Raw genomic sequence first — 25,969 nt, 5'->3', positions numbered from 1 at the left:
TAAAATATATTTTAAAGAAATGTATTATAAATATCGTTTCAAAAATTAATCCCATTTCAATAATAAAAAATATATGCTGATATTTTCTTAATTACGATAGCGATTAAAATGCCAAAACAAAAATTTATACCCTACCTGATTTTTCTTATTCTCGGTTCTCTATCTATCCATAGTTTTGCAGATGTACAAGTATATGGTCCGGGTGGGCCAGCACCCGCTATGAAAGAAGCCGCCAAACAATTCACCAATAAGACAGGAATAGCAGTTCATGTGACTTCTGGTCCTACTGCTCAATGGTCTGAAAAAGCGAAACTAGATGCAGATGTTATCTATAGTGGTTCCGAAGCCATGATGTCTGATTTTGAAAATGTTTTTCCTGAGCAAATTATAAAAGACTCGGTAGAACCTTTATATCTACGTCCCGCAGCGATTTTAGTGAGAAAAGGAAATCCTAAAAATATTAAAGGATTTAAAGACCTCGCTAAATCTGGCGTTAAGGTTTTAGTTACACATGGTGCAGGTCAAGTTGGTATGTGGGAAGATATTGCTGGCAGAACCGGAAATATCCAATTAACAAAAGCTTTTCGAAAGAATATTGTTACCTATGCAGCCAACACAGGGATTGCCAAGAAAAACTGGGAAGAAAATAGCAGCTATGATGCTTGGTTAGTCTTTAATATTTGGGGAATCAGTAACCCGGACGTTGGACAAATTATCCCTATCGAACCAGAGCTAGTTGTCTATCGTGACACAGGTGTAGCCTTGACTAAACATAGTTTAAAAGACGCTGAAGCTAAACGTTTTGTAGAGTTTCTATCTTCACAACAAGGCAATACTATTTTCAAAAAATATGGTTGGACTAAATAATTAAAAAAAAGGGAGCCAAGCTCCCTTTTATTTTTTAAAATTATTCACTCTAGTTCACCTAGAATATATTCGTTTCAAATTAAATATACACCTGCGGCATATAAAGCGCCCAATATTAAACAAAAGGCTGAGCTGACATACCAAAATAAATCACTATTACCGACAAATTTTGACTTTAACCATGGAAAAGCAAAACCACGGATAAGAAACACTGCTGCAACAAGCGACAAAATAATTTTTGTAAAAGGTAATACCTGTATTCCCTTTGCTGCAAAGAAGGCATATGTAGCACATACTGTTAGAATTAATCCCACAGTTATAGCTGTAAAATTAGGATACCAGTGCCCTCTTTCAACCATCTGGACAATACTTTTCCCCGCCCCTAAAAACCGAAAACCATTTGCTCCCCAGAACACACAAAAAAAATGAAGTAATGCGGTACAGAATGTTAATAGTGCAGCAAGATATAGTAGAACGTTCGGAAGTGATTGCATTAGATTTTATACTAATCAATATATGTGAGATTTATTATACTTAATTATAAAATATATAAAACTTATAAATAGTTAAAATAAAATTAACTTGGTATTTAATATTTTAAATACCAAGCTTGGGTCATCTCAATTATTTACTCTCAAACTCTTTAAAATCAGCTTTTCTGATTTTTGCATGGATCCCTTTGGTTTTATCTACTACTTGTGAAACTTCAAAATCAGTCGCGGCACTTAAATAGGCATACGCTGTCGCTTCATCAATACCGTATTCTTGGTTTAAGAAACGAATGGCTTCACGTGTAGATTTCTTCATCGCTTCATCAAGATCTTCATCAAGTCCCGGTGTAATCCAAAACTCAGCATTTTCAGCTAAAGGTTGTTTTAAATCTTTGCCCGGTATTTTGTCCTTACCTGCTTTAAGTAAGGTAAATTTCAACGTGGCGCGGGCTGAAGCTTCTAGTGCCGTTAATGCTACTTCGCCATCCCCTTGCGCGAAATGACTATCACCCGTATAGAATAATGCACCTTTAACCTGAACAGGATAATACGCAGTTGAACCTGCACCTAGTTCATTAATATCAATATTTCCGCCATACATTGCAGGTGGTACAGAGTGAACAGGCTCAGACGTATTGGCTGCTACCCCCATAATCCCCATAAAAGGATAGAGCGGAAAACGTATTGATTTACCAGATTCTGTTTTTAATACACCTTCGTATTCACCTTTAGCATTTTTTTCGATTGGGGTGAAAATCGATACATTTCCATAGCGTTCAGGATGCTCAGCCGATGCATTTTCTTGCTTTGCTTTTTTAGGAAACTCCCCTACTAAAGCACCTTTACCATGTCGATTTGAAATCACACCGTAAGGAACACGTGGCTCAACTTTAAGTACTTCAACTTTCAGAATATCACCGGGCTGTGCGCCTTCAATTGCAACAGGGCCTGTCACAATATGCGGCCCATCTTTATGAAAATCATGCTTTAAATTTGACTGCGTAATTGTTTTTGCATCTTCCAAGATTTCATTAGATTTGACACCTTTCGATTGAAAGAACTTTTCAGCATTACGCCCTTGGTCTTCAAGCAAACCTTCATGAGAAACCGTATCAAATGTCACAACACTACCCGACGGAACAGTAAGCACGGGTTTAGCATCTCGATTTGGTAAATAGCCCCATGTAATGGTATTTAAAGTAGATGGAACATAATAATTACCTTTATATTCCCCAGTTTGAAGTTGAGTAGGCTGTTTTGAAATTTGATTTAAAACTTTAAAATCATTGGCATGAGTGAGTGAAATACAAAGTACAGATAAAACTGAAGCTGTCAGACATTTAACTTTTAACATGATTTCAGAACCTAAAAAATATGAAAGTTACAGTAAAGTCCTGAATAATTAGCAAGCATTGTGCCAAGGCTAAAGTTGTGTAATATCTAAAAAGTGCTTCATGCTTATAAAAAACTAAATAAATTTTTTAGATTTAATAACTTATCCTCAAATAAAATTAAAACCTCGACTTAAGTCTAACTTAAATATTTCATTCTATTTTTATTTATTAATTTTTAATCATATTAATATTTTTGCTCTTTTCAGATACATATTTATAGACTAGCTTATATAAGGTACTCATTTAGATCACTTAATAATAATTATATTTCCATATAATATAAATCCAAACATAATTATATATTTTACTTTTATATAATTTAAATCAAAAAAACCCTGAATAATTAAAGTCAGGGTTTACTTGTTTTTAGGGAGCTATATAACGGACTAAACGGTATGTCCCATGCGCTCGCCCATTACAACTACAGACTCAGCTTTAAAACGTTGTTCCCATTCGATCTTATTTTTTTCAAATAAAATAACGGCTGTAGAACCTAAATAAAAACGTCCAAGCTCAGCACCTTTCTCTAGCTTTAACTGATGATGTTGTAATTCGATACGGCCTGAAGGTTTTACCTTGCCTGTTGCCACAGTTTCAATACCAGCAACAATCATTGCACCTACTAGAACAACAGCCATACGGCCAAGTTCAGTATCGAACAAACACACCATACGTTCATTACGAGCAAATAATCCAGGTACATTTTCAGCAGTGACCTGATTTACTGAAAATAGCTCGCCTGGCACATATAACGTTTCTGTTAATGTCCCTGCAAACGGCATATGAACACGGTGGTAATCACGCGGTGATAAATAAACTGTCGCGAACTCACCGTCTTGGAATGGCTGAGCAAGTTGTGGATCGCCAATGAGTTTCTCTACAGAGAAACTTTGACCTTTTGCTTGAAAGACTTCACCTGCAGTAATCTTACCAATTTGAGAAATTGCGCCGTCCGCTGGTGACACAATGCTATCTGCATTTTCGTCAACGAGACGTACACCTTCTTTTAATGCACGGGTAAAAAAGTCATTAAAAGATTTATATTTCAGTGCATTGCCTTGTTCAGCAATCGATAAATCAATCCCATATTTAGCTTTAAACGCATGAATAACAGCGTTTTTCACAACTGGATTTTCACTCGCAGCAACTTTACCTACCACACGGCTCAATTGATGCTGTGGTACAAGGTTTTGTGCCTTAATAAATAATTCTTTTTTTAATCGAGATGTGAAACTCACGACGGTGATTCTCCAGTAATAATAGGACTATCGAGGCGATTGCCCCATTCACTCCACGCACCATCATAGGCTTTTGCTTCCCAGCCCAAGAGTTTAGCCAGAATATAGGCCAAACCGGAACGGTGATGTGACTGGCAGTACACAACTACAGGTTGTTGTAAATCGAACCCAAGTTGTTCAAGGCGCTGCCGCGTGCGTTCAAGCGGATGCAATTTTAGATGATTTTGACGATTAAGTGCAGTACTCCATTCAAAATGGAGGGCATTTGGAATGTGACCGCCGCGTCGCGCTGCTAAACGGACACCACTATATTCATCACTCGTCCGGCAATCCCACAGTTGCACACTTTCTTGCTCAACTTGATTGCGTAGCTCTTCATAGTTCACACGGAACTGAGCGGCATGTGATAAATCAATTTGAATTAAGTCTGTAACAGGAGAAACTTTTTCGACTTCTGCTGTAGTGGGTAAGCCTGCACCTAACCATGCATGGATACCCCCGTTAATTAAACTGGTACGGGTGAATCCTAAGCAATGCAAATTCCAGATTAAACGTCCAGCCCATGCTCCACCTTCATCGTCATAGACCACAACATGATGATTCGGTGAAATATTCAATTTCTCAATTAGTGCTTGTAAACCTGCTTCATCTGGCAAAATGCCAGTGGCTTCTTCGTGTTGAGACACTAACCATTTTGGTTGTAAATGAATAGCATGCGGAATATGAAGTTGCTCATAAACAGATGCACGGCTCAAATCTACAATACGAATATATTCGTTGCCTAGATAAGGCACTAATTCTTCTGCTTCTATTAATAAATCGAGTTTAAAATTCGGGAGTGTCATCGTCATGCTTTCTTTTTATACCAGCTTATTTTCAATCTTAACATAACCATATATCTAACAAACTCTGATTTTCTGCTACGCTTTAGCAGAAAATCAGATATCAGCATTCTCACTTTTAAAAATAAAAAATAGCGAGACTACTTTTTACTTAAACCGCTTCTTCAAGTTCTTCGATTTCAAAAACCTGACGTAAATAGGCCAAGAAAGTATCGTTGTCGGTCATGGTTTTACCCGGACTATCAGAGATCTTCGCAACTGACTGACCATTACATTCAACCAGTTTCAACACAATATTCAGTGGCTTTTGCCCCATATCGTTAGTCAAATTAGTTCCAATACCGAAACTCACCTGAAAACGATCTTTAAAGTATTGATGCAACTCCCATGCCTTTGGCAAATTAAGACCATCACTAAATGTCAACATTTTAGTTTTGGTATCAATTTTTAATTTACGATAGTGCGCATAAGCCTTATCACCCCATTCATACGGGTCGCCACTGTCATGACGTAAACCATCAAATAGTTTGGCAAAATACAGGTCAAAATCACGTAAGAAAGCATCCATCCCTACCACATCAGTTAGGGCAATTCCTAAATCTCCACGATACTCTTGTACCCACGTTTCTAAAGCAGCTTTTTGGAAATCACGCAAACGTACATCAAGTGCCTGAAAAGCTTGTAGGAATTCATGTGCCATGGTCCCGATTGGAGTAATGTTAAGCTCTTTAGCCAGCAACACATTACTTGTACCACGGAACACATTTGGCACAGTTTTATGAAATGCCGCTACGACATGTTTTTGCCAAGCAAAACTATAACGACGACGTGTACCAAAATCAGAAACTAAAAACGGTGGATCATTTGGTTGTTGAGATTTTTCATATTGCTGAATCAAATCGAGTTTGGCTTGTAAACGGCGTTCGCCTTCGGCCCAAACTTGATCTGTTTTGATACGGCTAAAATACAACTCGTTTACAATGGCTAGGACAAAAATCTCGAACATCATCGCCTGAACCATCGGTCCTTCAATATGAATATCTAAACGGCCTTCTGCATCAATACTAGCCTGAATAAAACGACGTTTGAGTTGGAATAATTCTAAGTAATCGACAAAGTCGCTTTTAATAAAGCGTAATTTTCTTAAATATTGTAGCTCGTCTTCTTTATATTTGAGATTACATAAATGGTCGAGTTGCTCGTTTAAGTCATCCAAAATATCCACTAATGGATAGACTGTATCTTCTAAGTTTCTGCAACGAAAATGATAGACACTATGTGTTTGCGGGAATTTATGCAGAACCACTTGTAGCATCGTAAATTTGTACAAGTCTGTATCTAGTAAAGAATGGATAATTGGAGACATAGTCAATGATTATTCGCTTGCTTCTTAGCATTAAAGCATATTTTTATGGATGAATTGCGAGGTTTTATACCATTGTTGCAGTTCCATGAAATTTCCTTCTAAAAATCACTTAATTTAAATTCTGCTAAACTATGTTAATTCAATTAATTATAGAAATTTGCTTTAACTATGCGCGCTTTAATACAACGAGTTCTTGAAGCCAAAGTGGTTGTAGACGGTGAAACTACAGGCGAAATCCAACACGGCCTACTGGTGTTTTTAGGCATTGGCCGAGATGATACTTTGGCTATTGGCCAAAAGCTTATTGATAAGATTTTGAAATATCGAATTTTTGATGATGAACAAGGCAAAATGGGCTGGAACGTGTCTCAAGCAAATGGTGGAATCTTGCTTGTGTCACAATTTACCTTGATGGCACAAACACAAAAAGGTCTGCGTCCAGACTTTGGCCCAGCAATGCCACCTAGCGACGCAAAAGCGTTATACGAACAATTGGTTGAATATGCACATTCTCAATTTGAAAACGTTCAAACCGGAATTTTTGCTGCGGATATGAAAGTTCATTTGATTAATGATGGTCCGGTGACATTCAATCTAGAAGTCGAAGCATAAATATAAAAAAACTCCCAAAATGGGAGTTTTTTTATATCTGGATATTAACGTCCAGTTTTCTCTTTAATAAAAGCACGTGCCTGACGTACTTTATCTTTTACTGGTTTTGGTAACTTAGGCGGAATGAGCTTAGCAACTTGGTTGAACCACACCAATAGGCTGAAGTCACCTTCCATTTTAATGCTGCCATCTTGCATACCCGTCATAAATGCTGTTGGGTCACCTTTGATCAAAGTTTTTACACCTTGCTCACTGTCTGCAAATTGCAAAATAAAATCAGCTTTTTCAGGTGCGCCTGCAACAGTATCAATCTGACCATTATTAATAATGATCTGACGTGCAACACCTAAATCTGTACCGATCTGAATACGGAATGCGCGGTCATGAATCAGTTCAATAAACTTAGGGCTAGTACGCGCCAACTGCTTCATACGCAGCACTAAACCTGCTACCAACAAATCTAATGGGTCTGTACTGACATCAACAAGAGGTAACTTGACTACAGGTATGGAAGAAAGTTTCATGAACATTCACGCCTATTGTATTTTTATGAAAACTTTAGAGCAAAACTTAGCAAGGAAATACCATTGCCTGTGTTTTATGCATCAATTGATATTTTTTAGCTGGCAACGCAATCTAGATGAAACGTCAACAGACCCATCTATCGTAGCATAACTGGCTATTTTTTAATAAATGCTTTGTATAATAAAAATCACGTTTCGTAAATGAAAAAGGCATGCTGTGCATACCTTTTTACCGTTAGATAACAATTTAATTATCGGCTAGAACATTGCTGCTGATCATCTTCATATACTGGCGTGTGTTCTATATATTGGCGATTTGCCAATGCCTTTTGTGCTTGTTTATCCTCACGTAACAAAATAAATGTAACCATTACCATCGCTAGACTTAATGCAGTTAAATAACTATATGTGACTGGCATTTCAAAAGTGACTTGAACTCCAAAACGGACCACTTCCAATAGCCCCCAAAAGAACATCCCTGCAAGCATAAAACCAAGCCAACGACGGTAAGGAGAAAAGAAAACAGCAACAAGCGCGACAGCAATTAAGCTGAATCCGGCGATAGCGGCAAAATTCGCTGTTACCATAGAAACCTCCGTCTTAATGAAAACGTCTAAAAACATTCGGTCTTTAATACCCGACCTCATTCCAAAAACAACTTTAATTCATGATTTGTGTTGAAGCTTACGATGCATTATGGATGTTTTTTTTTAGAAAAAAAGACCCGTTTTTTCTTAATGCGACATACTTTGTCGCAACATTCTTTTGTCATTACATTTTTGTAAAATTCAAAAAGTTCGATTCCCTATATGGCATCAATTCTGGCGTGTCATTACAAAAAAATATGCCGTTTTTAAGGACCAAAATAAGTTTTTTTCAGATTTTTTTATTGCCTTTTTTCTGTGCAAAATTTTGTCATAACTTGCTTGTTTTTATGACTATTCTGCATAAAAAAAGCGCTACTCTGAAGTAGCGCTTAAAGCTTATCCATATAGGTTAAGCACGATTTAAATCTTTATCATGCATACCGAGTAAATAAAGCACACCATCTAAACCAACACTTGAAATCGCTTGATTTGCGTTTTGGCGTACTAATGGTTTTGCACGATAGGCAACACCTAAACCTGCAATCGCAAGCATCGGTAAATCGTTTGCACCATCGCCTACTGCTATCGCTTGCTCTAGAGAAATCCCCATCTTATTTGCAAGCTCGCGTAATAACTCAGCTTTAAGGGCACCATCTACAATCGCACCTTTCACTTCGCCTGTTACGAAACCGTCTTGGACATCTAAAATATTAGCGTGAACTTCATCAATACCGAGTTTGCCTTGTAAATATTCAGCAAAATACTGGAATCCACCAGATAAAATTGCCGTTTTATAGCCAAGTGCTTTTAAAGTCGAGATAAGACGTTCTGCACCTTCGGTAATGGTTAAACGCTCTGCAATTTTAGGTAAAACAGCAGCATCAAGTCCTTTCAATAATGCAACACGTGCACGGAAGCTTTGCTGGAAATCAAGCTCACCTTGCATTGCTCTTTCAGTAATTTCAGCAACTTGTGCGCCTACCCCTGCTTCAATCGCCAACTCATCAATCACTTCTTGTTCAATTAACGTTGAGTCCATATCGAAACACACCAAACGACGGTTACGGCGATAAGCGTTGTCTTCTTGAACAGCAACATCAATATTTAATTCGCTTGAAAGAAGTAAACAAGCAGCACGCATGGCTTGTGCATCTAAAGTTGGGCCGCTGCTTAAACCAAACTGTACACAGGCACGACGTGGGAATGCGCTATCTCTTTCGAAGTCTACACGACCTGATAAACGCGTTACTGTTTCGATGTTAAAGCCTTGGCTAGACACAATTTTTGTAACTGCTTGTAAGTGTGCCGCAGTGAGTTCTGGGGCTAAAGCCGTGACGATATAACGAGTCCGACCACCTTCACTTACCCATTGATCGTATTCTGCGCCCGTGATTGGTTTAAAGCGCACTGTTAAGCCAATATCATGTGCTAAAATCAGAATCTCTTTCATTGCCAATGCGGTCGCAGTTTCATTATCAGAAGCGACCACAATGCCTAATGTAAGTTGATTATGAATAACAGCCTGACCTACATCCAGTATTTGCAATGAATGTACGGATAGTACTTGCATTAATCGGGTAAACTGGTTTGGTTGGTCCGGTCCTAAAAAGGATATAAGAATGATTTCTCGCATGAATTGACTCTAGTCTGAGTGACAACTATTGTAAGAATCATAATCGAATTTCAATATAATTGCCTTGGAAGTTTAACTTGATTGCGCCTAGACAAGGGCTATTTGCTAGCCTACTGATCGTTAGTTTTGCATTGCATACCTTTTTATTGGTCATTGCAACGACACACCAGCTTAATGAAAACCGTGCGAGTCAAGGTCAGCTCATGACCAGTCAGCTCGTTGCAGACAGCTTATCTGAGCTTGAACCTGCTAATACGGTGTCTTTAGCTCTGATTGCCAATCGCTATGCGACCAATCCAAGTGTTGCGTCTATTCGCATTCTTGATGCGAACAAACAGGTTCTAGCAACGAGCGGAATTTCAAAAACCCGCCAAGGCGAAATTTTTGCTCGTGATGCCCTTCAAAATGAAAAGAAAGTCGGATCTATCGAAGTTACGTTGATTCAGCCAAGTATTGGAGAAATTCTTCGTACTCAATGGCTTGCCATTTTAGCTTCTCTGTTTTTGCATGTTTTATTATGGCTTGCCTATCGCGCGATTGCTCGTCCAACACGAAGCGAATATTTGGCACGCATTAATGAAGAAAACCGCTTGAAGCATGAAATTCAGCAGTTAACTCAAGCATTGGCTCTAGAAAAACAAAATACGGTAACTTTGGTTGCACAAGCGCAGCAACAAGCGAAAGCGAAACCAGCAGCTCGCCAACAAGCCGAGAAAACTTCAGATTCAGCTGACCAACATACGTTGGCACTCAATATTCAGTTTTATGATCCTAAACAGTTATTAAGCAGTGTTAACCAATCGGTATCTGTTCCTTATTTCAAACTCTGCCAGCTCTTTTTAAACAAGAGTATTGAGTTATGCGTTAAGCATTATCAATTGAAGCTCACAGATATTGAAGTAGTAGATGAGTTTAATGCCGAAGGCGCGACACTTGCGATTTCAACCTCTCATACGCATGCCGTAGAATGTCTGCTTATGATTGGAACCGTATTCCAATTACTTTCAGATGTTTTATATAAACGTTACCGTGAAGATAAACGTTTTGCGCTGCAAACTCGTAGTGCAACGTGTAATGCTGTGGAAGCTATGCAAATCGATGCAAAAGAAGCTGCTCAACGTTTAGCACAGCATCTTCACGCTAAAGAGTCAGCTTTATATCTCGAAAATGAACAGCTTAAAGCAATTCAAGACAGCTACCAACTTGTTGCAATGCCAAACCCAAGCAATGTGATGACACGTCATGCATTTATGATCAATGGTATGAATGCAGAATGTGCTGAACTTGCTCAAAATATCCGGACTGAAATTTTAATGGGGAAAAAATCAATCCCACAAAATGATAGTCCAAGTAGTGCAGCTTCATAAAAAGTAACTACGCGCATCAGAACCTAGCCTTTTGGCTAGGTTTTTTTTATTTAAATTCATGGCTTTTATTTAAAACCACTCCATTTTCTTATGATTTATTTGTATAAATAAATCTCGATCTATTCTTAGATGTCACAAATTTGGATAAATCAGAATCATAGGCAAAATTCTCTAAACAGCGTAAACTATGCAAAATTTATTAAATAGAAATTGTCTTACGACAAAAAAAGGTGAAAGCGAATGCCGCTGAGTCGTGTTGAAGATCTTGTCGCCGATATTCGTGCAGGCAAAATGGTTATCTTGATGGATGACGAAGATCGCGAAAATGAAGGTGATCTTGTCATTGCAGCAACGCATGTTCGTCCTGAAGATATTAACTTCATGATTACCCATGCACGTGGTCTAGTTTGCCTAACGCTAAGCCGTGAGCGCTGTAAACAGTTAAACCTTCCGTTGATGGTTGACCAAAACGGTGCTCAGCACAGTACAAACTTTACCTTATCAATTGAAGCCGCTGAAGGTATTACCACGGGTATTTCAGCAGCAGAGCGTGCACATACAATTCAAGCTGCTGTCGCAGCGCATGCAAAACCAACTGATATCGTACAGCCGGGTCATATTTTCCCGTTAATGGCACAACCAGGCGGTGTTTTACACCGTGCAGGCCATACCGAAGCAGGTTGTGATTTAGCTCGTTTAGCAGGCCTTGAACCGGCTTCTGTCATTTGTGAAATCATTAATGAAGATGGCACAATGGCACGCCGTGCAGATTTAGAAATTTTTGCTGAGAAGCATGGCTTAAAAATTGGTACAATTGCGGACTTGATTCACTACCGCATGACCAATGAGCAAACGGTTGAACGTCTGGATCAAAAAACCATTCAAACAGAATATGGTTCATTTGAACTCTATCGTTATCGTGAGATTGGTAACCCTGACATTCATTTGGCTTTAGTTAAAGGCGAGCCAAAAGAAGGTGTTACAACAGTACGTGTGCATGGTTTTAGTCCAATTCGCGATTTGCTTAAGCTGAATAAAGCTGATGGTGAACCTGCGTGGAATTTAGACCGTGCCCTACAGACGATTGCAGCGAGTGATCGCGGTGTTTTAGTCTGGATCGGACAAGATCATTTGCAAGACTTGGGACCAGCGTTGGATGATTTAAATAAGCCAAAACCGGTGAAATCCAATGCAGCACTTTCACATCAATATCAAACCATTGGTGTCGGTGCTCAAATTTTGCGTGACTTAGGTGTTGAAAAAATGAAGCTTCTCAGCTCACCATTACGTTTCAATGCCTTATCTGGCTTTAATTTAGAAGTAGTGGAATATGTCACTGCTGATCAAATCACAACGAAATAATCGAGGTTGCTATGGCAATTCGCCGTATTGAAGGTTTATTACATCTCGCAAGCGAAGGTCGTTATGCGATTTTAGTGGGTCGTTTCAACAGCTTTGTTGTTGAACACTTATTGGATGGTGCAATCGACACATTAAAACGCCATGGTGTAAATGAAGATAACATTACTGTTATTCACGCTCCTGGCGCATGGGAACTCCCGATTGTTGCTAAAAAATTAGCTACATCAAACCAGTTTGATGCCATTATCGCACTTGGCGCAGTGATTCGTGGTAGCACACCACACTTTGACTTCGTTGCCGGTGAATGTGCAAAAGGTTTAGGTGTAGTCGCGTTAGAAAGCAGCTTGCCTGTCATCAATGGTGTCTTAACTACTGATAGCATCGAGCAAGCCATCGAACGTTCAGGTACAAAAGCAGGAAACAAAGGTAGCGAAGCTGCATTGACTGCTATTGAAATGGTTAATTTATTAAAGGCAATTTAAAGCATGTCTCAAACACTGCAAGCCGCTTATGCAGCAAAACGTAAAGCACGTCGTTTTGCTGTACAAGGTATTTATGAGTGGCAAATGAGTCACAACCCTGTACATGAAATCGAAGCACGTACCCGTGCGGAAAATGCAATGCACAAGGTAGACTTAAACTACTATCACGAACTGTTAACACAAGTGATTGCACAGCACGAAGATCTTGATGCATTACTTATTCCGGTTCTTGACCGTGAACTTAGTGCACTTGATGGTGTAGAGCTAGCAACATTACGCTTGGGTGCTTACGAGTTACGTGATCATTTAGAAGTACCTTATCGTGTCGTTCTAGATGAAGCTATTGAACTCGCTAAACACTTTGGTGGAGCAGATAGCCATAAATACATTAATGGCGTTCTAGATCGTTTAAGTTCAACACTACGTAGTGCTGAAAAACAACAAGCAAACTAATAGGTTTGAAGTTGATATGGCTGAGTTTTCTATTATTGACCAATACTTTAACAGACAATCTTACACAGATGTCACCTTGGGTATTGGAGATGACTCAGCCTTAATTACCCCTCCCGCAAACCAACAATTGGTGATCTGTGCAGATACACTGGTTGCTGGACGTCATTTTCCTCTTGATACTTCTGCCCATGCAATTGGCTGGAAAAGCGTAGCTGTTAATCTTTCAGATATTGCAGCAATGGGGGCAAAACCGCATAGTATTTTACTGGCGCTCAGCCTACCTACAATTGATCATGAATGGCTTGAAGGATTCAGCCAGGGAATTTATGACTGCTGTAATCAATTTGGCGTTGCTCTTATTGGCGGAGATACGACTCAAGGCCCTCATCTCACTATTACTGTTACGGCCATGGGCTGGATTGAAACCGGACAAGCCGTGTTACGTTCAGGTGCCAAAGTCGGTGACTATGTTTGTGTGAGCGGTCAAGTTGGTGATGCCGCGTATGGTTTACAGCACCTAGGTCATCCATTACAAGAAAGACTAGACTACCCGACACCACGTTGTCAGCTTGGACAACAATTGAAGGGATTAGCCTCTAGTATGATTGATATTTCTGATGGATTAGCCCAAGATTTAGGTCATATTTTAAAAGCTTCAAACGTCGGTGCCCGATTACTTTTAGAAAAGTTACCGATTGATTCAACACTACAAGCACTACCGGAACAGCAGCGCTGGCAATATGCGCTTGCTGGTGGCGATGACTACGAATTATGTTTTACAATAACACCGCAAAATTATGAAAAACTTTTGCAAAAACAACTAGACATTAAGATTACAATGATCGGAGAGATCGTTGAGCAAACACAACTAACTTTTGAGCATTTGGGTTCAGATTACCCATTGCAAATTCATGGATACCAACACTTTGCATAAGCCACCGATTCATTTTAAGGACATGTCTTGGTTCAACCGCTGCATCGTTTTCTGTGGAGTTGGTTTCGGATCTGGTCTCGCACCTAAAGCTCCCGGTACTTTTGGCTCTGCCTTTGCCCTACTTTTCGTTCCAATCTGGTTATCGCTTGGCTTTAACTTAAGCTTGATCGCTATCCTTATCATGTCCTTGGTCGGGATTTATATTTGTGGTCAAACTGCGAAAGTCATAAATGTACACGATGATGGTCGAATTGTGTGGGATGAATTTGCAGGGCAATCTATTACCTTTCTTCCTCTCATTTACTTACAACAAATGAACTGGATGTGGGTGATCGTCGGCTTCATATTATTTCGAATTTTCGATGTTTGGAAACCTTGGCCTATCCGTGTTATTGATCGTCAAGTGCATGGTGGTTTTGGTATTATGCTTGACGATATTATTGCCGGTGTATGGGCTGCTCTTTGTACACTAATTATTATCCATTTGACTTAATCATTAGAGTTATTCATGTCAACTACCGTCATTATTCTTGCTGCTGGTAAAGGAACGCGTATGCGTTCTCAGCTTCCTAAAGTATTACAACCTTTAGCGGGTCGCCCACTATTAGGGCATGTCATTGAAACAGCAAAACAATTACAAGCTAAAAATATTATTACGATTTATGGTCATGGTGGTGACCGCGTACAACAAACATTTGCTCAAGAAAATGTTCAATGGGTTGAGCAAGCTGAACAACTTGGTACAGGTCATGCAGTACAAATGACCTTACCTGTACTTCCTAAAGAGGGTGTTTCACTGATTTTATCAGGCGATGTGCCATGTATTAATGCAAATACGCTACAAAAATTATTAGACGCATCGACCCAAACAGGAATTGGCTTAGTTACCCTCACTGTAGATGATGCTACAGGCTATGGTCGTATTGTGCGTCAAGATGGCAAAATTCAAGCCATTGTTGAACATAAAGATGCAAACGAAGCACAACGCCAAATTAAAGAATTCAATACGGGCATTTACTGTGTTAGCAACGCAAAACTTCATGAGTGGTTGCCTAAACTTTCAAATGAAAATGCACAGGGTGAATATTACTTAACTGACATCGTTGCAATGGCAATTGCAGATGGCTTAGAAGTTGCCTCTGTTGAACCAGAGCTTGCTTTTGAAGTTGAAGGGGTTAATGACCGCTTACAACTTGCAGCTTTAGAACGCCAGTTCCAGCAAGAGCAAGTCAAAAAGCTCATGCAGCAAGGTGTAATGTTCTTTGACCCTGCACGCTTTGATTTACGTGGTTCTGTAAAAGTTGGACAAGACGTTCGTATTGACATCAATGTTATTATTGAAGGTGAATGTGAGCTTGGTGATTTTGTAGAAATCGGCGCTGGCTGTATTTTAAAGAACACCAAAATTGCAGCAGGCACTAAAGTTCAGGCCTATAGCGTTTTTGATGGCGCAGTTGTAGGTGAAAATGCTCAGATTGGACCATTTGCACGCTTACGCCCAGGGGCTAAATTGGCAAATGAAGTACATATTGGCAACTTTGTTGAAGTTAAAAACACATCGATTGGACTAGGTAGTAAAGCCAACCATTTCACATACTTAGGTGATGCGGAAATCGGTGCTGAATCAAATATTGGGGCAGGTACTATTACTTGTAATTACGACGGTGCAAATAAACACAAAACCACTATTGGCGATGCCGTTTTTATCGGTTCTAATAGCTCGCTGGTTGCTCCGGTGACCATTGGGAATGGCGCAACAGTTGGTGCGGGTTCTGTGATTACGAAAGATGTAGCCGAACAAAGTCTCTCCTTTGAACGTGCGCAACAAATTTCAAAAGCAAATTATCAACGTCCCCAAAAGGTTAAAAAATAAGAGGATTGAAGTATGTGTGGTATCGTCGGAGGCGTTGCAGAGCGTTGTGTAACCGAGATTTTAATTGAAGGTTTAAAACGTCTTGAATACCGCGGTTATGATTCTGCGGGTGTTGCTTTACTGAATAACCAACAAATTTTACGTGAGCGTCGTGTAGGTAAAGTTATTAATCTTGCCGATGCAGTTGCTGAACACCAGCTTACAGGGGCTATCGGGATTGCGCATACCCGTTGGGCAACACATGGTAAACCAACTGAAAATAATGCTCACCCACATATGTCGGGTAAGGTTGCTGTTGTACATAACGGTATCATTGAAAACTACCAAGAATTAAAAGACGACCTTCAAGCTTTAGGTTATGTTTTTACTTCTCAAACAGATACTGAAGTTGTTGCACACTTAGTTGCTGAAGCTCTAAAAAGCACAGATAGCCTTTTAGATGCTGTTGAAACTGTTGTACCTCAGCTTAAAGGTGCTTACGCACTCGGTATTATCCACAGCGATTATCCAGATGAACTCATTACTGTACGTGAAGGTTCACCTTTAGTCATTGGCGTAGGTATTGGTGAAAACTTTATTAGTTCAGACCAACTTGCACTTCTACCAGTGACTAACCGCTTTATGTACCTAGAAGAAGGCGATATTGCACGTCTTACTCGCACTTCAATTGAAGTATTCGCAAATGGCGAGCGCGTTGAGCGTCCAGTACGAGAGCTTGATGCAACCGTAAGCAGTGCATCAAAAGGTGAATACAAGCACTACATGCTCAAAGAAATTTATGAGCAACCAGAAGCAATCAAGCAAACGATTTCTCAAGCACTTGATGGCAATAGCTTACGTGATGATTTCTTGAAAAATGCTGATGCAGATTTCAACAAAATTCAAAGCGTACAAATCATTGCTTGTGGTACAAGTTACCACTCAGGAATGATTGCAAAATATTGGTTTGAACAACTGATTGGCGTGCCTTGCCAAGTTGAAATCGCGAGTGAATTCCGCTATCGCACCCCTGTAATTGTTGAAAATACACTTTATATTTGTATTTCACAGTCAGGTGAAACTGCCGATACTTTAGCTGCACTACGTGAAACTCAAAAGCGTGCGAAAGCAAACAATATCGATATTCAGACTTTGACTATCTGTAACGTTGCTACGTCTTCAATGGTTCGTGAAACTGATCATCACTTATTGACTCTTGCTGGTCCTGAGATTGGTGTTGCTTCAACTAAAGCGTTCACGACTCAGCTCGCTGCGCTTATGTTGTTAATCTTGAAAATTGGTCAAGTGAAACAACGTATTAGCCCTGCTCTTCTTGAAGAAATTACACGTGAGCTATGGCACAGCCCGAAAGTTATTCTTGATACGCTTAAACATGATCCAGAAATTTTGCGTTTGTCAGAATTATTCGTTGAAAAAAATCACTGCTTATTCTTAGGCCGTGGTACGAATTATCCAATCGCATTAGAAGGTGCATTAAAGCTAAAAGAAATTTCATATATTCACGCAGAAGGCTATGCAGCTGGTGAGTTAAAACACGGCCCATTAGCACTTGTTGATAATGAAATGCCGATCGTGATTCTTGCTCCAAATGATGAAATGCTTGATAAGCTAAAATCAAATATGGAAGAAGTTCAGGCACGTGGTGGTGAATTATTTGTTTTCGCGGATGAAAATAGCGGAATCAGTGAAAAAGACCGTCAACACGTTGTACATATTCCAGCAGTAAACGAATGGTTAGCTCCAATCGTTTATAGCGTACCAGTTCAGTTGTTGTCTTATCACGTTGCTGTATTACGTGGTACAGACGTTGACCAGCCACGTAACTTGGCGAAATCAGTAACTGTAGAATAATAATCAGACATGCTATCTATGCCATAAATGGTGTAGATCGCTTCTGTTGATTAGAAAGCCCGATATGCATTAATTCCTATCGGGCTTTTTTATTGCGTTCATACGACTACACAGACGCTTTTACGTGTAAAAAATCTAGTTTGATAGTAGAAAACTCCCCTAGGACCCTGTGTCACAACGGACTTTTACTTTTGCGCTGATTTAAAGTTTGAGAGATCATTGCGACACAGAGATAAAGGAGCTAAGCGAACTTAGCCCATTTCATTTTTGTCGCAGCGTTGAATGCTGCTGAATAAGTTAGGGGCAAAGTCCTGTGGGAGAACAGGACTTTGCAAACTGGTATGTTTTAAACGTTGTACGGGTTGAGGTGAACAAACCTTTTAAATTCCTGCTGACCATTGGCATCATCATTTGTAATACTGCAAGCACCGACCACAAGGTTTAAAACTAATATAAATTTATGAAGTTTCATATTATTCTCATGATTATTTATATCTTTAGATAAAATAAAAATATGATTAATTCAAATATTAAAATAATTTTTTAAATAACAGTTAATCCTCCCATAAATATAGGAAAATATAATAATTGAAATTTTAAAATAAAAATAATTTATAAATTTAAAAAATCAGGTCGCAAAAAACCTAAATTTTAAATAAATAAAATAGTTAAATGAGAGAGAAAATGAGTTTGAATAATGGCATGGCCAACTCCTTAAAAATGGAGTCCTACCACCAGATCACCGCGAATTAATTTATGGTGGTAGAACGAAAGAGGGTTGACAGACTAGACTTAGCGACCAGCACGCGCGAACGCGTCCCCCTTCCGCCCTACCATAGAGAAAAAGGGGGCACAAAGGTTCCACATGGGAAATACTAAGGAAGTATAACCCATTTGCTAAGTACGGTCTGTCAAAACCGTCTGGCAATGTAGGCCAGCAACGAAATATTAATCGGTATAATAAAGAACGTCAATTTATTTTAATGAAAAAGTTTAAATATAATAATTTTATTTATATTTAAATAATATTATTCTCTTTATTACATTTATGGCTTTTAATTAAATTTAAAATGTAAAATTGAGTTATATATATTTAGCTAACAAAATAGATTAATCGTTAATTTTAATTTAACAGTTTATATAAATATATAGAGAGATATTGCCCGATCATGTAACTTGGCTAAGTCAGTAACTGTAGAATAATTTAAAAATATCGTGTTATGAAAGTCACCTTTGTTCTGATAATTCATCTATTAAAAAGCCTAATATGTCTTTGAAATACCTACTGGACTTTTTTATTACGTTCATGAAACTTTAGAAAATAGTAGTATCTTCTTCTTAAGATATTCTAATAAATACAACTAAATCAATATGTTATATACAAAAACCAACAAAAATTCTTGGATTTATATGTGAAAAATTATGGTATAAATCACGCTTCGAAGTTTACTTGATAATTATTAATTTCGACAATTACAAAAACTTTCTAATTATAAGGAGCAACTCATCATGGCTAATGGATTTCCAGGTGGAAACTTTAGAATCGTTAACAAAGAAACAGGTGCGTGTATCGCAAGCGCATACGGTGGACAAACCCATGGCTTACAAGATGCTGTAAGTTCACTTGGAGAAACGGGTAAGATAGCTTACTCGCATACGAATGATCGACTATTTACAGTACATGACAAGGTTAAAAACATAGAAGAAGAACTTTGGTATTTTGACAGCCGCGACTATCGCAGTGGGCGAGAGAATAAGCTATACAACAAAGTTAAAGATATTCGTTCTAGTTGGGTGCTGGGTGCTTATGTTAAGACAGATGCGATTGCATATAAATTATTAGACAAGGACTTAGAGCATTTCCTCAGTCTTTTACCACAGCAAGATGAAGAAACACTCGCCCACTTAAAAACCAGTGATTGTCTTGATATCGTTAGTCTATTAGATACCTTTATTGATAGTAACGGCGAAGAAACGATTAAATCGGAGCTTGTTGGTAAACTTGATGAGACTAAGCTGAATGACTTTTTAGATGCAGTACTCGCTCATGAGTCAATTCGTCACATCGAACAAAAGTTCCATGAATATGCTTCCTCTCCGTTGCTATTTTTAGATATTCCTGAACTTAAAGATTTACCTAATAGCCCTTTCACTCAGCATAACGAACAACTCTATAAGATTATTCTTGCCTCTGTGCAATTAGATGTCTTGGATCAAAAAGATTGGACTACAAGGTCAGAGTTCCGATTGCATTTACGCCATGACAATATCGATGCTCTACTAAAAAATATGAAGAAAGAGAGCATGGCGGAGCTTCATGTAAAAGCATATAAAGAATATGAAAATACTCAAGACCTCAAAAAAGAAGCCGTAAAAGTCCTTTTAGAGCTTAGAAAAACTCTAAATTTACATACGAATGAAAAAAATATGGATACGGTCAAAAAGATTTTAAAAGTCAGCTTAAAATCAAATGAATCTTTTGAACAACTGCAAACAGCATTGAACAGTACCAATGGTAAAGAAATAAAACCAGTGAATTGGCATAGTGGCGATGTTTTCTTACAAGGCGCGGGTCGTCAGTACCAAACTAATTGGGCATTTGAAGATGGTTATATCTTTGTAGAAGGCCAACCAGATGCTGTACTGACACATATCTGGGGTTCATCTGTAGGTATTAGTCAACGATCTGATGACCCAAACCAACGTTGGGAACTTAAAAGTGCTTAATAGACAGTGACTCTAAAAGCTAAATAAGCTTATTTTCAATCATCCAAAGAATTTAAATCATTCTTTGGATGATTTTTAGTTTTTATAGCCATAAATCTGATTATAAAATTGAAGTACTTATCAATTTCTTATACTTTAAATTGTTTAAAATTCATTCAAAAATAGCAACAATAAGATAGGTAAAACATGATTTCTTTAGAGCTTTTCATTACATTTTTAATTACTACGATTATTTTTGCTTATATTCCGGGTCCGGCAATGCTGTATACCGCTGCGCAGACACTTTCTCGTGGTAGAAAATCTGGTTTGATGGCTGCATTTGGAATTTTCTTAGGAGGCTGTTTTCATATCATTGCAGCCTCTTTAGGCTTAACGACCATCTTTCAAATTATTCCAAAACTCTATGATATTATTAAAATTTTAGGTGCTTTGTATTTAATTTGGTTAGGCATTAAATTAATTAGATCTACCTCGTCCCCGACTCTTCAACAAAATCTTGAAAATGGTCAGTTATCTTTGAAGCAGAGCATTCTGGTTGAAGTTTTAAACCCTAAAACCGCTATTTTTTATATTGCCTTTTTACCTCAATTTATTAATACATCATTAGATTTTCCAGTTTGGTCTCAGTTCATTATTTTAGGACTGATTGTGAATCTGATCTTTGTTTCTGCTGATGTGGTTTGTGTGTTTTTAGCTAATTACATTAGCCAAAAATTAACTAAATCAAAGAAGCCCCAAAAATCTATGTCAGTGATGGGTGGTCTCATTTTTATGGGGCTAGGCTTTTTTCTTGGATTTAAAAATCAGTAGTTTCTACGGGTAAATGCGTACCTAACAAAGAAAAACTAACATCCGCAACTTCCAACGGGTCTGAACTGGTCCAAATAATATGATTTCCCTCATTTGGACTTTCAGAACTTAACTTATATTGATTGAGCTGCCGAATTAATTGCGCTGTTACAGCTTCCGAAGGCTCAATGATTTGAATATCACGGCCTACAATTTCCTGAATCGTATCCGAGACAAAGGGATAGTGGGTGCATCCTAAAATAATCGTATCGACTTTTTGCTCGACCAACGGCGCCAAAATATTTTCTAAATAATCTTTAACTTCCGCGGTATGTGCTTTGCCCGTTTCAATTTTTTCAGCTAAGCCAATACACGGCACTAAAGACACTTTAATATGTTGCGCATACGTTTCAATTAAACTTTTTAAGTTTTTGCCCTTCACCGTAGTTGCGGTTGCCAAGACAGCAATATGCTTACTTTGTGTGATTGCTACAGCTGGTTTTACCGCTGGTTCTATGGCAATAAGTGGCACATTAATTTGCGCTCTAATCGTTTCAATCGCTACTGCCGTCATGGTGTTACAAGCAACCACAATCGCTTTGCACTTCCCGTCATTTATAAGATTTGAAATTAAATGCGTGGTTCGTGAAACAATCCAGTCGCTATCCTTATCTCCATAAGGGACATATTTTGAGTCTGCAAAGTAAATAATATCTTCATTCGGAAGCGCCTGCCGAATGTGCTTAAAGAGAGACAACCCGCCTAAACCAGAGTCAATCATTCCAATCGGGTTGTTATTCATGGTTTATCCTGTATTTCATATATTTAGAAAAATTCTTTCATGGTTGCCAAGTCATTGAGCACGACTTTGGGTTGAATGGTTTTTAATTTTTCAGCCGATGTATAACCCCAACCTACCGCAGCAAAATCAATGCCTGCTTTATCTGCAGCTTCGCCATCAGTCGTTTGGTCTCCGACATAAATAGCCTGCTCTTTATTTAAATTCAAAATATTGAGAACACGCTTAATTCGTTTAGCTTTGCCAAATATAGACGAGCCACCATCAATATGGCTAAAAAGTTCACATAGTTCTTTACCAAGAATACTTTGACAGTTTTCTTTAGAGTTTGAAGTAATAATTGCGAGCGTATATCCTCGATTGTGGAGTTCAATTAAGTGGTCCCGCATACCTTCAAACATGTAAACTTCTTGGTCTCTTTCTTTCATTAAACGAATGAAATCTTTGGCAATCCAAGGCAGTTTCCACCTAGAAACCTTCATCTCTTTCATAATTTCTTTTGGTGAAAGATGTTTGTACTGCTCTACTTCATGTAGCTCTACAGATTTAAATTTATATTTCTTGGCAAGCTGATTTAAAGCACCTAAAAAGAAGCTAAAGGAGTCGACTAAAGTACCGTCCATATCAAAAATAATAGCTTGGTATTCTTTTAAAGATTTTTCCATTTTAAAGTTCTGAAATAAAATATATTTTTTATAATTATATTCTTTTTTTTATTGGTTTTTAAATCAGGCCCAACGAGGACCTGACCTAAATTTCGGATTTTATTTTAAGCTGCCGCTTTTTGTTCTTTTATCCAATTTTTAATACGGGCATCGAGTATATTTAAAGGCAGTGTTCCTGCATTTAAGATCATGTCATGGAACGCTTTGATATCAAAACGATCTCCAAGCTCATGTTTCGCAAGCTCCCGTAGCTCTAAAATTTTGAGTTGGCCCATTTTGTATGCCAATGCTTGGGCAGGAATAGCAATATAGCGGTCTGCCTCTGCCTGAATATCAGGTTCATCTAAAGCTGAGTGTTCACGCATAAAATCAATCATTTGCTGACGGGTCCACTTTTTATAATGTACACCCGTGTCCACCACTAAGCGACAAGCACGGAACAACTCACTCGATAGTCTTCCATAGTCTGAAAGCGGGTCTTTATAGAAACCAACATCTTTACCCAGTTGCTCTGCGTAAAGTGCCCATCCTTCAATGTAGGCGGTGTGGTTGGGTTGCTTTCGGAACATCGGTAAATTTGGCAAGTTTTGGGCAATATCAATCTGCATATGGTGCCCAGGAATCGCCTCATGATAAGCGGTCGCTTCCATTGATATTTTGGAACGTTCAGAGAAGTCGCCAGTATTTACATATACCTGTCCGGGGCGTGAACCATCAGGTGTGCCTTGGTGATACTCCGCACCTGCCGCTTCTTTTTCTCGATATTGCTCTACAGGTAAAACTTCGACTTTATTTTTTGGTAATAAACCAAAGAGCTTCGGCAACTCTGGCTGCATTTGGGCAATATATCCTCGATAAATCTCTAAAATTTCTTCACGGGATTTTGGGAAAACAGCGGGATTTGTTTTTAAGGATTGTTGGAAACTTTTTAAATCGTTAAAACCTTGTGCTTTGGCAATTTTCAGCATTTCCGCTTCTATACGAGCAACTTCTTTTAACCCAAGCTGATGAATATTTTCAGGGCTTTCAGAGGTTGTCGTATTGTTTTCTACATAAAAGCGATAGAGCTCGTCACCGTTTGGCAAGCTCCATATACCCTCGTGTTGTCGTCCATAGGGTAAGTAATCTTTCTGAATAAACGTCCCGAGTTTTTGATAGGCAGGCCGAACATTCTGGTCTATGGCTTGTAGCACTTCACGGCTTAAACGCTCTTGTTCTGCTTTCGAAATATTTTTTGGAAATTGCTTTAATGGAGAGGCAAAAACACTGTCTGCCCCTGCGGGAACTGCAATACTATTAATCTGCTTTGCCACCTTTTCAATTAAATATTTGGGTGGCATCAAACCATCTTTTTGGCCTTGTTTCGCTAACTGAATACCTTGATCAAGAATAAGAGGAATTTGTTTTAAACGAGAAATATAGTCTTGATATTGCTTAGTATTATCAAATGGAATCGAACTAATAAATCCCGGAAATTGTAAATGTAGCCCCCACATTTGATTAAAAGGCATCTCATACAATTTCAAATCATAATTTTTAAGTGTTTCTTTCAACTGATAAATCATTAAATCTTTATTTAATTGATCAGTTGCTGAAAACCCAGTGCTATCAATTGCTTCAAAACGTTTTAAAAAATTTTGCGTACTTTTTTTATCTTTCTCGATCTGATTTTTTGAAAGCTCAGTCCATCGATTGTTATAGCGTAAATCTCCTAAAACGGTTGCAGTTTCAGGACTATTTTTCAAAGTATATTCCCACTGTTCTTGTAAAAGCTGGTTTAAAACTTTCACCCGAACAGAGACATGACTATTTGGTTTAGATTGTGATTTTTCGATGGTATTTGTATTTGTTTCGGGGGGTGCAGCATTAGAAGAATGAGACATCCAAAATAAAACACTGATACAAGCCAATTGTAAGGTTCTGTTTTTCATTTAATTATCCAGAAATATTTAACGAAGGTTAAAATAAAGACAAAACAAATTACGTGCCAAGCAGCATATAAAATGGTGTAAAAATCGAGTATTTTTTTAACTAAATGATTTTATAAATTAATTTTCTTTTTAATTATATTATTTATAGTTGCTATCTATATTCCACATCTGACTTTAATAGACCAAGAACTTAAAAAAAAGTGCACATGAACGATCTCAGTGCACTTTTTTATTTCTACATTAAAAATTGTTTCTCAAGAAAACAAATATTGATAAACAATATAGGCAGCCAACTTTGCAGTTCTATTGTCTAAATCAAATTTTGGATTGCATTCAGCAATATCTAAAAGTTTAATTTTGCCAGTCTCTTGAATATGCTTAAAAATCGCTTCAAAAGTCGCTAAATCAATTCCTTTAACAGCTGGTGCACTGACCCCCGGTGCAACCGCAGCCGCGAAGACATCTAAATCAATCGTAACGTACAAACAGTCTACTTTTTCAATAAAAGCATCAACCGCTGCGAGCACGTTGTTTAGGTTAAAAATATTAACCTCATGGTCACGTAAATATGAACAATTTAGAGCATCGGCTGTATCAAACAAAACTTTAGTATTGGCATGGTTGGCGACCCCAATACATAAATAATTAAATTGTTTTTGATGCTGTTCTGAAAGTCGAGCTGCCTGTAAAAATGGTGTTCCAGAGGTGGCATGTTCAGCTTCACGCAAATCAAAATGGGCATCGAAGTTAATAATGCCTATTTTTTTATCTGGCGCGTGGGCTTGTACATATTGGAACAGACCGCTAAAGCTGCCAAATGCAACTTCATGTCCACCACCCAGTACAATCGGTTTTAAACCATTTTGTAGGCTAGTTGCGACTTGCTCAGCCAACTCTGTTTGGGCTTGCTCTAAATTGTCATATTCGCAGGTCACTGTACCCAAATCGACAATACTGACTGGACGATGAATAGGTAAATTGGCAAGCTGATTACGGATTGCGTCTGGCGCATCGGCAGCACCGACTCGACCTTTGTTACGTTTCACGCCTTCATCAGAGCTAAAACCAATCAGCGCAAATTCAGCATGTTGGGTTTTATTCATAATATGATGAATACGTTGGTGTGCTTCACCTTCGCCATCATGGCGGCCTTGCCATTTAAATGTGTGATTCATGTGACAC

25 protein-coding genes and 1 pseudogene are annotated in these 25,969 nt (G+C 38.4%); 13 read left to right on the top strand and 13 right to left on the bottom strand.

Features of this window, described 5'->3' with window-relative positions; all coding sequences use genetic code 11:
• Window positions 1-108: 108 nt before the first annotated feature.
• Window positions 109-867 (top strand): AcfC family putative adhesin, encoded by a 759-nt coding sequence (locus KIP84_RS00525; RefSeq protein ID WP_213689124.1) that lies wholly within the window; start codon window positions 109-111, stop codon window positions 865-867.
• 74 nt (window positions 868-941) lie between these two features.
• Here the strand turns inward: KIP84_RS00525 and KIP84_RS00520 are convergent, their stop codons facing one another.
• The 5 genes from KIP84_RS00520 to pncB all read right to left on the bottom strand — a co-directional run bounded on the left by KIP84_RS00520 (window position 942) and on the right by pncB (window position 6,198).
• Window positions 942-1,361: a hypothetical protein gene (locus tag KIP84_RS00520; RefSeq protein ID WP_213689123.1), complete on the bottom strand. Its 420-nt coding sequence runs from the start codon at window positions 1,359-1,361 to the stop codon at window positions 942-944.
• Window positions 1,362-1,491: 130 nt separating this feature from the next.
• Window positions 1,492-2,712: an acetamidase/formamidase family protein gene (locus KIP84_RS00515; protein ID WP_060465119.1), complete on the bottom strand. Its 1,221-nt coding sequence runs from the start codon at window positions 2,710-2,712 to the stop codon at window positions 1,492-1,494.
• A 426-nt stretch (window positions 2,713-3,138) separates the two neighbouring features.
• Window positions 3,139-3,990 (bottom strand): archaetidylserine decarboxylase, encoded by an 852-nt coding sequence (asd, locus tag KIP84_RS00510; protein ID WP_213689122.1) that lies wholly within the window; start codon window positions 3,988-3,990, stop codon window positions 3,139-3,141.
• A complete protein-coding gene (locus KIP84_RS00505) occupies window positions 3,987-4,835 on the bottom strand; it encodes a rhodanese-like domain-containing protein (RefSeq protein ID WP_151302203.1) in 849 nt (282 codons plus the stop codon). Before KIP84_RS00505 ends, asd begins: the two co-directional genes overlap by 4 nt.
• 148 nt (window positions 4,836-4,983) lie before the next feature.
• Entirely contained in the window at window positions 4,984-6,198 is a 1,215-nt protein-coding gene (gene pncB / locus KIP84_RS00500; protein ID WP_017398994.1) for a nicotinate phosphoribosyltransferase, read from the bottom strand.
• 168 nt (window positions 6,199-6,366) lie between these two features.
• Here pncB and dtd point away from each other — a divergent pair, with 168 nt between their 5' ends.
• Window positions 6,367-6,810 carry a D-aminoacyl-tRNA deacylase gene (gene dtd / locus KIP84_RS00495; RefSeq protein WP_002119296.1) on the top strand — a complete coding sequence of 148 codons (444 nt, stop codon included), beginning with the start codon at window positions 6,367-6,369 and terminating at the stop codon, window positions 6,808-6,810.
• A 44-nt stretch (window positions 6,811-6,854) separates the two neighbouring features.
• Here the strand turns inward: dtd and KIP84_RS00490 are convergent, their stop codons facing one another.
• Together KIP84_RS00490 and aciT are read right to left on the bottom strand one after the other, a co-directional pair.
• Window positions 6,855-7,334 carry a hypothetical protein gene (locus KIP84_RS00490; protein WP_002119134.1) on the bottom strand — a complete coding sequence of 160 codons (480 nt, stop codon included), beginning with the start codon at window positions 7,332-7,334 and terminating at the stop codon, window positions 6,855-6,857.
• Window positions 7,335-7,585: 251 nt separating this feature from the next.
• Window positions 7,586-7,921 (bottom strand): ciprofloxacin tolerance protein AciT, encoded by a 336-nt coding sequence (gene aciT / locus KIP84_RS00485; protein WP_002119105.1) that lies wholly within the window; start codon window positions 7,919-7,921, stop codon window positions 7,586-7,588.
• Window positions 7,922-8,034: 113 nt separating this feature from the next.
• Between aciT and KIP84_RS18955 the strand changes: the two genes are divergently transcribed.
• A complete protein-coding gene (locus KIP84_RS18955) occupies window positions 8,035-8,307 on the top strand; it encodes a hypothetical protein (protein WP_081403691.1) in 273 nt (90 codons plus the stop codon).
• A gap of 23 nt (window positions 8,308-8,330) precedes the next feature.
• Here KIP84_RS18955 and serB read toward each other — a convergent pair whose 3' ends face one another.
• Window positions 8,331-9,554: a phosphoserine phosphatase SerB gene (gene serB / locus KIP84_RS00480; RefSeq protein WP_213689121.1), complete on the bottom strand. Its 1,224-nt coding sequence runs from the start codon at window positions 9,552-9,554 to the stop codon at window positions 8,331-8,333.
• Window positions 9,555-9,613: 59 nt separating this feature from the next.
• Here serB and KIP84_RS00475 point away from each other — a divergent pair, with 59 nt between their 5' ends.
• The 8 genes from KIP84_RS00475 (at window position 9,614) to glmS (ending at window position 17,876) form a co-directional block, all read left to right on the top strand.
• Window positions 9,614-10,921, top strand: a complete 1,308-nt coding sequence (locus tag KIP84_RS00475; protein WP_014207968.1) for a hypothetical protein — start codon at window positions 9,614-9,616, stop codon at window positions 10,919-10,921.
• Window positions 10,922-11,161: 240 nt separating this feature from the next.
• On the top strand, window positions 11,162-12,283 hold the full coding sequence (gene ribBA, locus KIP84_RS00470) for a bifunctional 3,4-dihydroxy-2-butanone-4-phosphate synthase/GTP cyclohydrolase II (protein WP_002119278.1): 1,122 nt from the start codon (window positions 11,162-11,164) through the stop codon (window positions 12,281-12,283).
• A gap of 11 nt (window positions 12,284-12,294) precedes the next feature.
• Window positions 12,295-12,765, top strand: a complete 471-nt coding sequence (gene ribE, locus KIP84_RS00465) for a 6,7-dimethyl-8-ribityllumazine synthase (RefSeq protein ID WP_002119264.1) — start codon at window positions 12,295-12,297, stop codon at window positions 12,763-12,765.
• Between the two features lie 3 nt (window positions 12,766-12,768).
• Window positions 12,769-13,218, top strand: coding sequence for a transcription antitermination factor NusB (nusB, locus tag KIP84_RS00460; protein ID WP_002119137.1), 450 nt, complete (start codon window positions 12,769-12,771; stop codon window positions 13,216-13,218).
• A 16-nt stretch (window positions 13,219-13,234) separates the two neighbouring features.
• Entirely contained in the window at window positions 13,235-14,152 is a 918-nt protein-coding gene (thiL, locus tag KIP84_RS00455; protein ID WP_213689120.1) for a thiamine-phosphate kinase, read from the top strand.
• Entirely contained in the window at window positions 14,130-14,645 is a 516-nt protein-coding gene (locus KIP84_RS00450; protein WP_213689119.1) for a phosphatidylglycerophosphatase A, read from the top strand. Before thiL ends, KIP84_RS00450 begins: the two co-directional genes overlap by 23 nt.
• A 15-nt stretch (window positions 14,646-14,660) precedes the next feature.
• Window positions 14,661-16,025 carry a bifunctional UDP-N-acetylglucosamine diphosphorylase/glucosamine-1-phosphate N-acetyltransferase GlmU gene (glmU, locus tag KIP84_RS00445; protein WP_068564620.1) on the top strand — a complete coding sequence of 455 codons (1,365 nt, stop codon included), beginning with the start codon at window positions 14,661-14,663 and terminating at the stop codon, window positions 16,023-16,025.
• 12 nt (window positions 16,026-16,037) lie between these two features.
• Window positions 16,038-17,876, top strand: a complete 1,839-nt coding sequence (glmS, locus tag KIP84_RS00440) for a glutamine--fructose-6-phosphate transaminase (isomerizing) (protein WP_032023095.1) — start codon at window positions 16,038-16,040, stop codon at window positions 17,874-17,876.
• A 241-nt stretch (window positions 17,877-18,117) separates the two neighbouring features.
• Here the strand turns inward: glmS and KIP84_RS00435 are convergent.
• Window positions 18,118-18,348, bottom strand: a pseudogene (locus tag KIP84_RS00435) (hypothetical protein).
• 1,037 nt (window positions 18,349-19,385) lie between these two features.
• On the opposite strand from KIP84_RS00435, the gene KIP84_RS00430 reads away from it, so the two are divergent.
• Together KIP84_RS00430 and KIP84_RS00425 are read left to right on the top strand one after the other, a co-directional pair.
• Window positions 19,386-20,603 carry a hypothetical protein gene (locus KIP84_RS00430; RefSeq protein WP_063097652.1) on the top strand — a complete coding sequence of 406 codons (1,218 nt, stop codon included), beginning with the start codon at window positions 19,386-19,388 and terminating at the stop codon, window positions 20,601-20,603.
• Window positions 20,604-20,789: 186 nt separating this feature from the next.
• Window positions 20,790-21,413, top strand: a complete 624-nt coding sequence (locus KIP84_RS00425; protein WP_130119609.1) for a LysE family translocator — start codon at window positions 20,790-20,792, stop codon at window positions 21,411-21,413.
• On the opposite strand, the gene murI is transcribed toward KIP84_RS00425, so the two are convergent.
• From murI to hutG, 4 genes are all read right to left on the bottom strand, one after another.
• Window positions 21,400-22,194: a glutamate racemase gene (murI, locus tag KIP84_RS00420; protein ID WP_213689118.1), complete on the bottom strand. Its 795-nt coding sequence runs from the start codon at window positions 22,192-22,194 to the stop codon at window positions 21,400-21,402. The genes KIP84_RS00425 and murI overlap by 14 nt on opposite strands.
• Window positions 22,195-22,217: 23 nt before the next feature.
• Window positions 22,218-22,856: an HAD family hydrolase gene (locus KIP84_RS00415; RefSeq protein ID WP_213689117.1), complete on the bottom strand. Its 639-nt coding sequence runs from the start codon at window positions 22,854-22,856 to the stop codon at window positions 22,218-22,220.
• A gap of 104 nt (window positions 22,857-22,960) precedes the next feature.
• Entirely contained in the window at window positions 22,961-24,787 is a 1,827-nt protein-coding gene (locus KIP84_RS00410; RefSeq protein ID WP_213689116.1) for a DUF885 domain-containing protein, read from the bottom strand.
• Window positions 24,788-25,041: 254 nt separating this feature from the next.
• Window positions 25,042-25,962: a formimidoylglutamase gene (gene hutG, locus KIP84_RS00405; protein WP_151767031.1), complete on the bottom strand. Its 921-nt coding sequence runs from the start codon at window positions 25,960-25,962 to the stop codon at window positions 25,042-25,044.
• Between the last annotated feature and the right edge of the window lie 7 nt (window positions 25,963-25,969).

The organism is Acinetobacter sp. BHS4 (genome assembly GCF_018454425.1).
GTDB lineage: Bacteria > Pseudomonadota > Gammaproteobacteria > Pseudomonadales > Moraxellaceae > Acinetobacter > Acinetobacter pittii.
Note: the sequence above shows the minus strand (reverse complement) of the source record. Positions and strands in the feature narration are given on the sequence as shown.

Coding starts and splice junctions, on each gene's coding strand:
- glmU (WP_068564620.1), top strand. CDS start 14,661: ATGTCAACTACCGTCATTATTCTTGCTGCTGGTAAAGGAACGCGTATG.
- ribE (WP_002119264.1), top strand. CDS start 12,295: ATGGCAATTCGCCGTATTGAAGGTTTATTACATCTCGCAAGCGAAGGT.
- KIP84_RS00505 (WP_151302203.1), bottom strand. CDS start 4,835: ATGACACTCCCGAATTTTAAACTCGATTTATTAATAGAAGCAGAAGAA.
- nusB (WP_002119137.1), top strand. CDS start 12,769: ATGTCTCAAACACTGCAAGCCGCTTATGCAGCAAAACGTAAAGCACGT.
- KIP84_RS18955 (WP_081403691.1), top strand. CDS start 8,035: ATGTTTTTTTTTAGAAAAAAAGACCCGTTTTTTCTTAATGCGACATAC.
- KIP84_RS00450 (WP_213689119.1), top strand. CDS start 14,130: ATGGATACCAACACTTTGCATAAGCCACCGATTCATTTTAAGGACATG.
- KIP84_RS00515 (WP_060465119.1), bottom strand. CDS start 2,712: ATGTTAAAAGTTAAATGTCTGACAGCTTCAGTTTTATCTGTACTTTGT.
- dtd (WP_002119296.1), top strand. CDS start 6,367: ATGCGCGCTTTAATACAACGAGTTCTTGAAGCCAAAGTGGTTGTAGAC.
- pncB (WP_017398994.1), bottom strand. CDS start 6,198: ATGTCTCCAATTATCCATTCTTTACTAGATACAGACTTGTACAAATTT.
- aciT (WP_002119105.1), bottom strand. CDS start 7,921: ATGGTAACAGCGAATTTTGCCGCTATCGCCGGATTCAGCTTAATTGCT.
- KIP84_RS00525 (WP_213689124.1), top strand. CDS start 109: ATGCCAAAACAAAAATTTATACCCTACCTGATTTTTCTTATTCTCGGT.
- KIP84_RS00415 (WP_213689117.1), bottom strand. CDS start 22,856: ATGGAAAAATCTTTAAAAGAATACCAAGCTATTATTTTTGATATGGAC.
- KIP84_RS00490 (WP_002119134.1), bottom strand. CDS start 7,334: ATGAAACTTTCTTCCATACCTGTAGTCAAGTTACCTCTTGTTGATGTC.
- hutG (WP_151767031.1), bottom strand. CDS start 25,962: ATGAATCACACATTTAAATGGCAAGGCCGCCATGATGGCGAAGGTGAA.
- glmS (WP_032023095.1), top strand. CDS start 16,038: ATGTGTGGTATCGTCGGAGGCGTTGCAGAGCGTTGTGTAACCGAGATT.
- ribBA (WP_002119278.1), top strand. CDS start 11,162: ATGCCGCTGAGTCGTGTTGAAGATCTTGTCGCCGATATTCGTGCAGGC.
- thiL (WP_213689120.1), top strand. CDS start 13,235: ATGGCTGAGTTTTCTATTATTGACCAATACTTTAACAGACAATCTTAC.
- KIP84_RS00520 (WP_213689123.1), bottom strand. CDS start 1,361: ATGCAATCACTTCCGAACGTTCTACTATATCTTGCTGCACTATTAACA.
- KIP84_RS00410 (WP_213689116.1), bottom strand. CDS start 24,787: ATGAAAAACAGAACCTTACAATTGGCTTGTATCAGTGTTTTATTTTGG.
- KIP84_RS00425 (WP_130119609.1), top strand. CDS start 20,790: ATGATTTCTTTAGAGCTTTTCATTACATTTTTAATTACTACGATTATT.
- KIP84_RS00430 (WP_063097652.1), top strand. CDS start 19,386: ATGGCTAATGGATTTCCAGGTGGAAACTTTAGAATCGTTAACAAAGAA.
- serB (WP_213689121.1), bottom strand. CDS start 9,554: ATGCGAGAAATCATTCTTATATCCTTTTTAGGACCGGACCAACCAAAC.
- murI (WP_213689118.1), bottom strand. CDS start 22,194: ATGAATAACAACCCGATTGGAATGATTGACTCTGGTTTAGGCGGGTTG.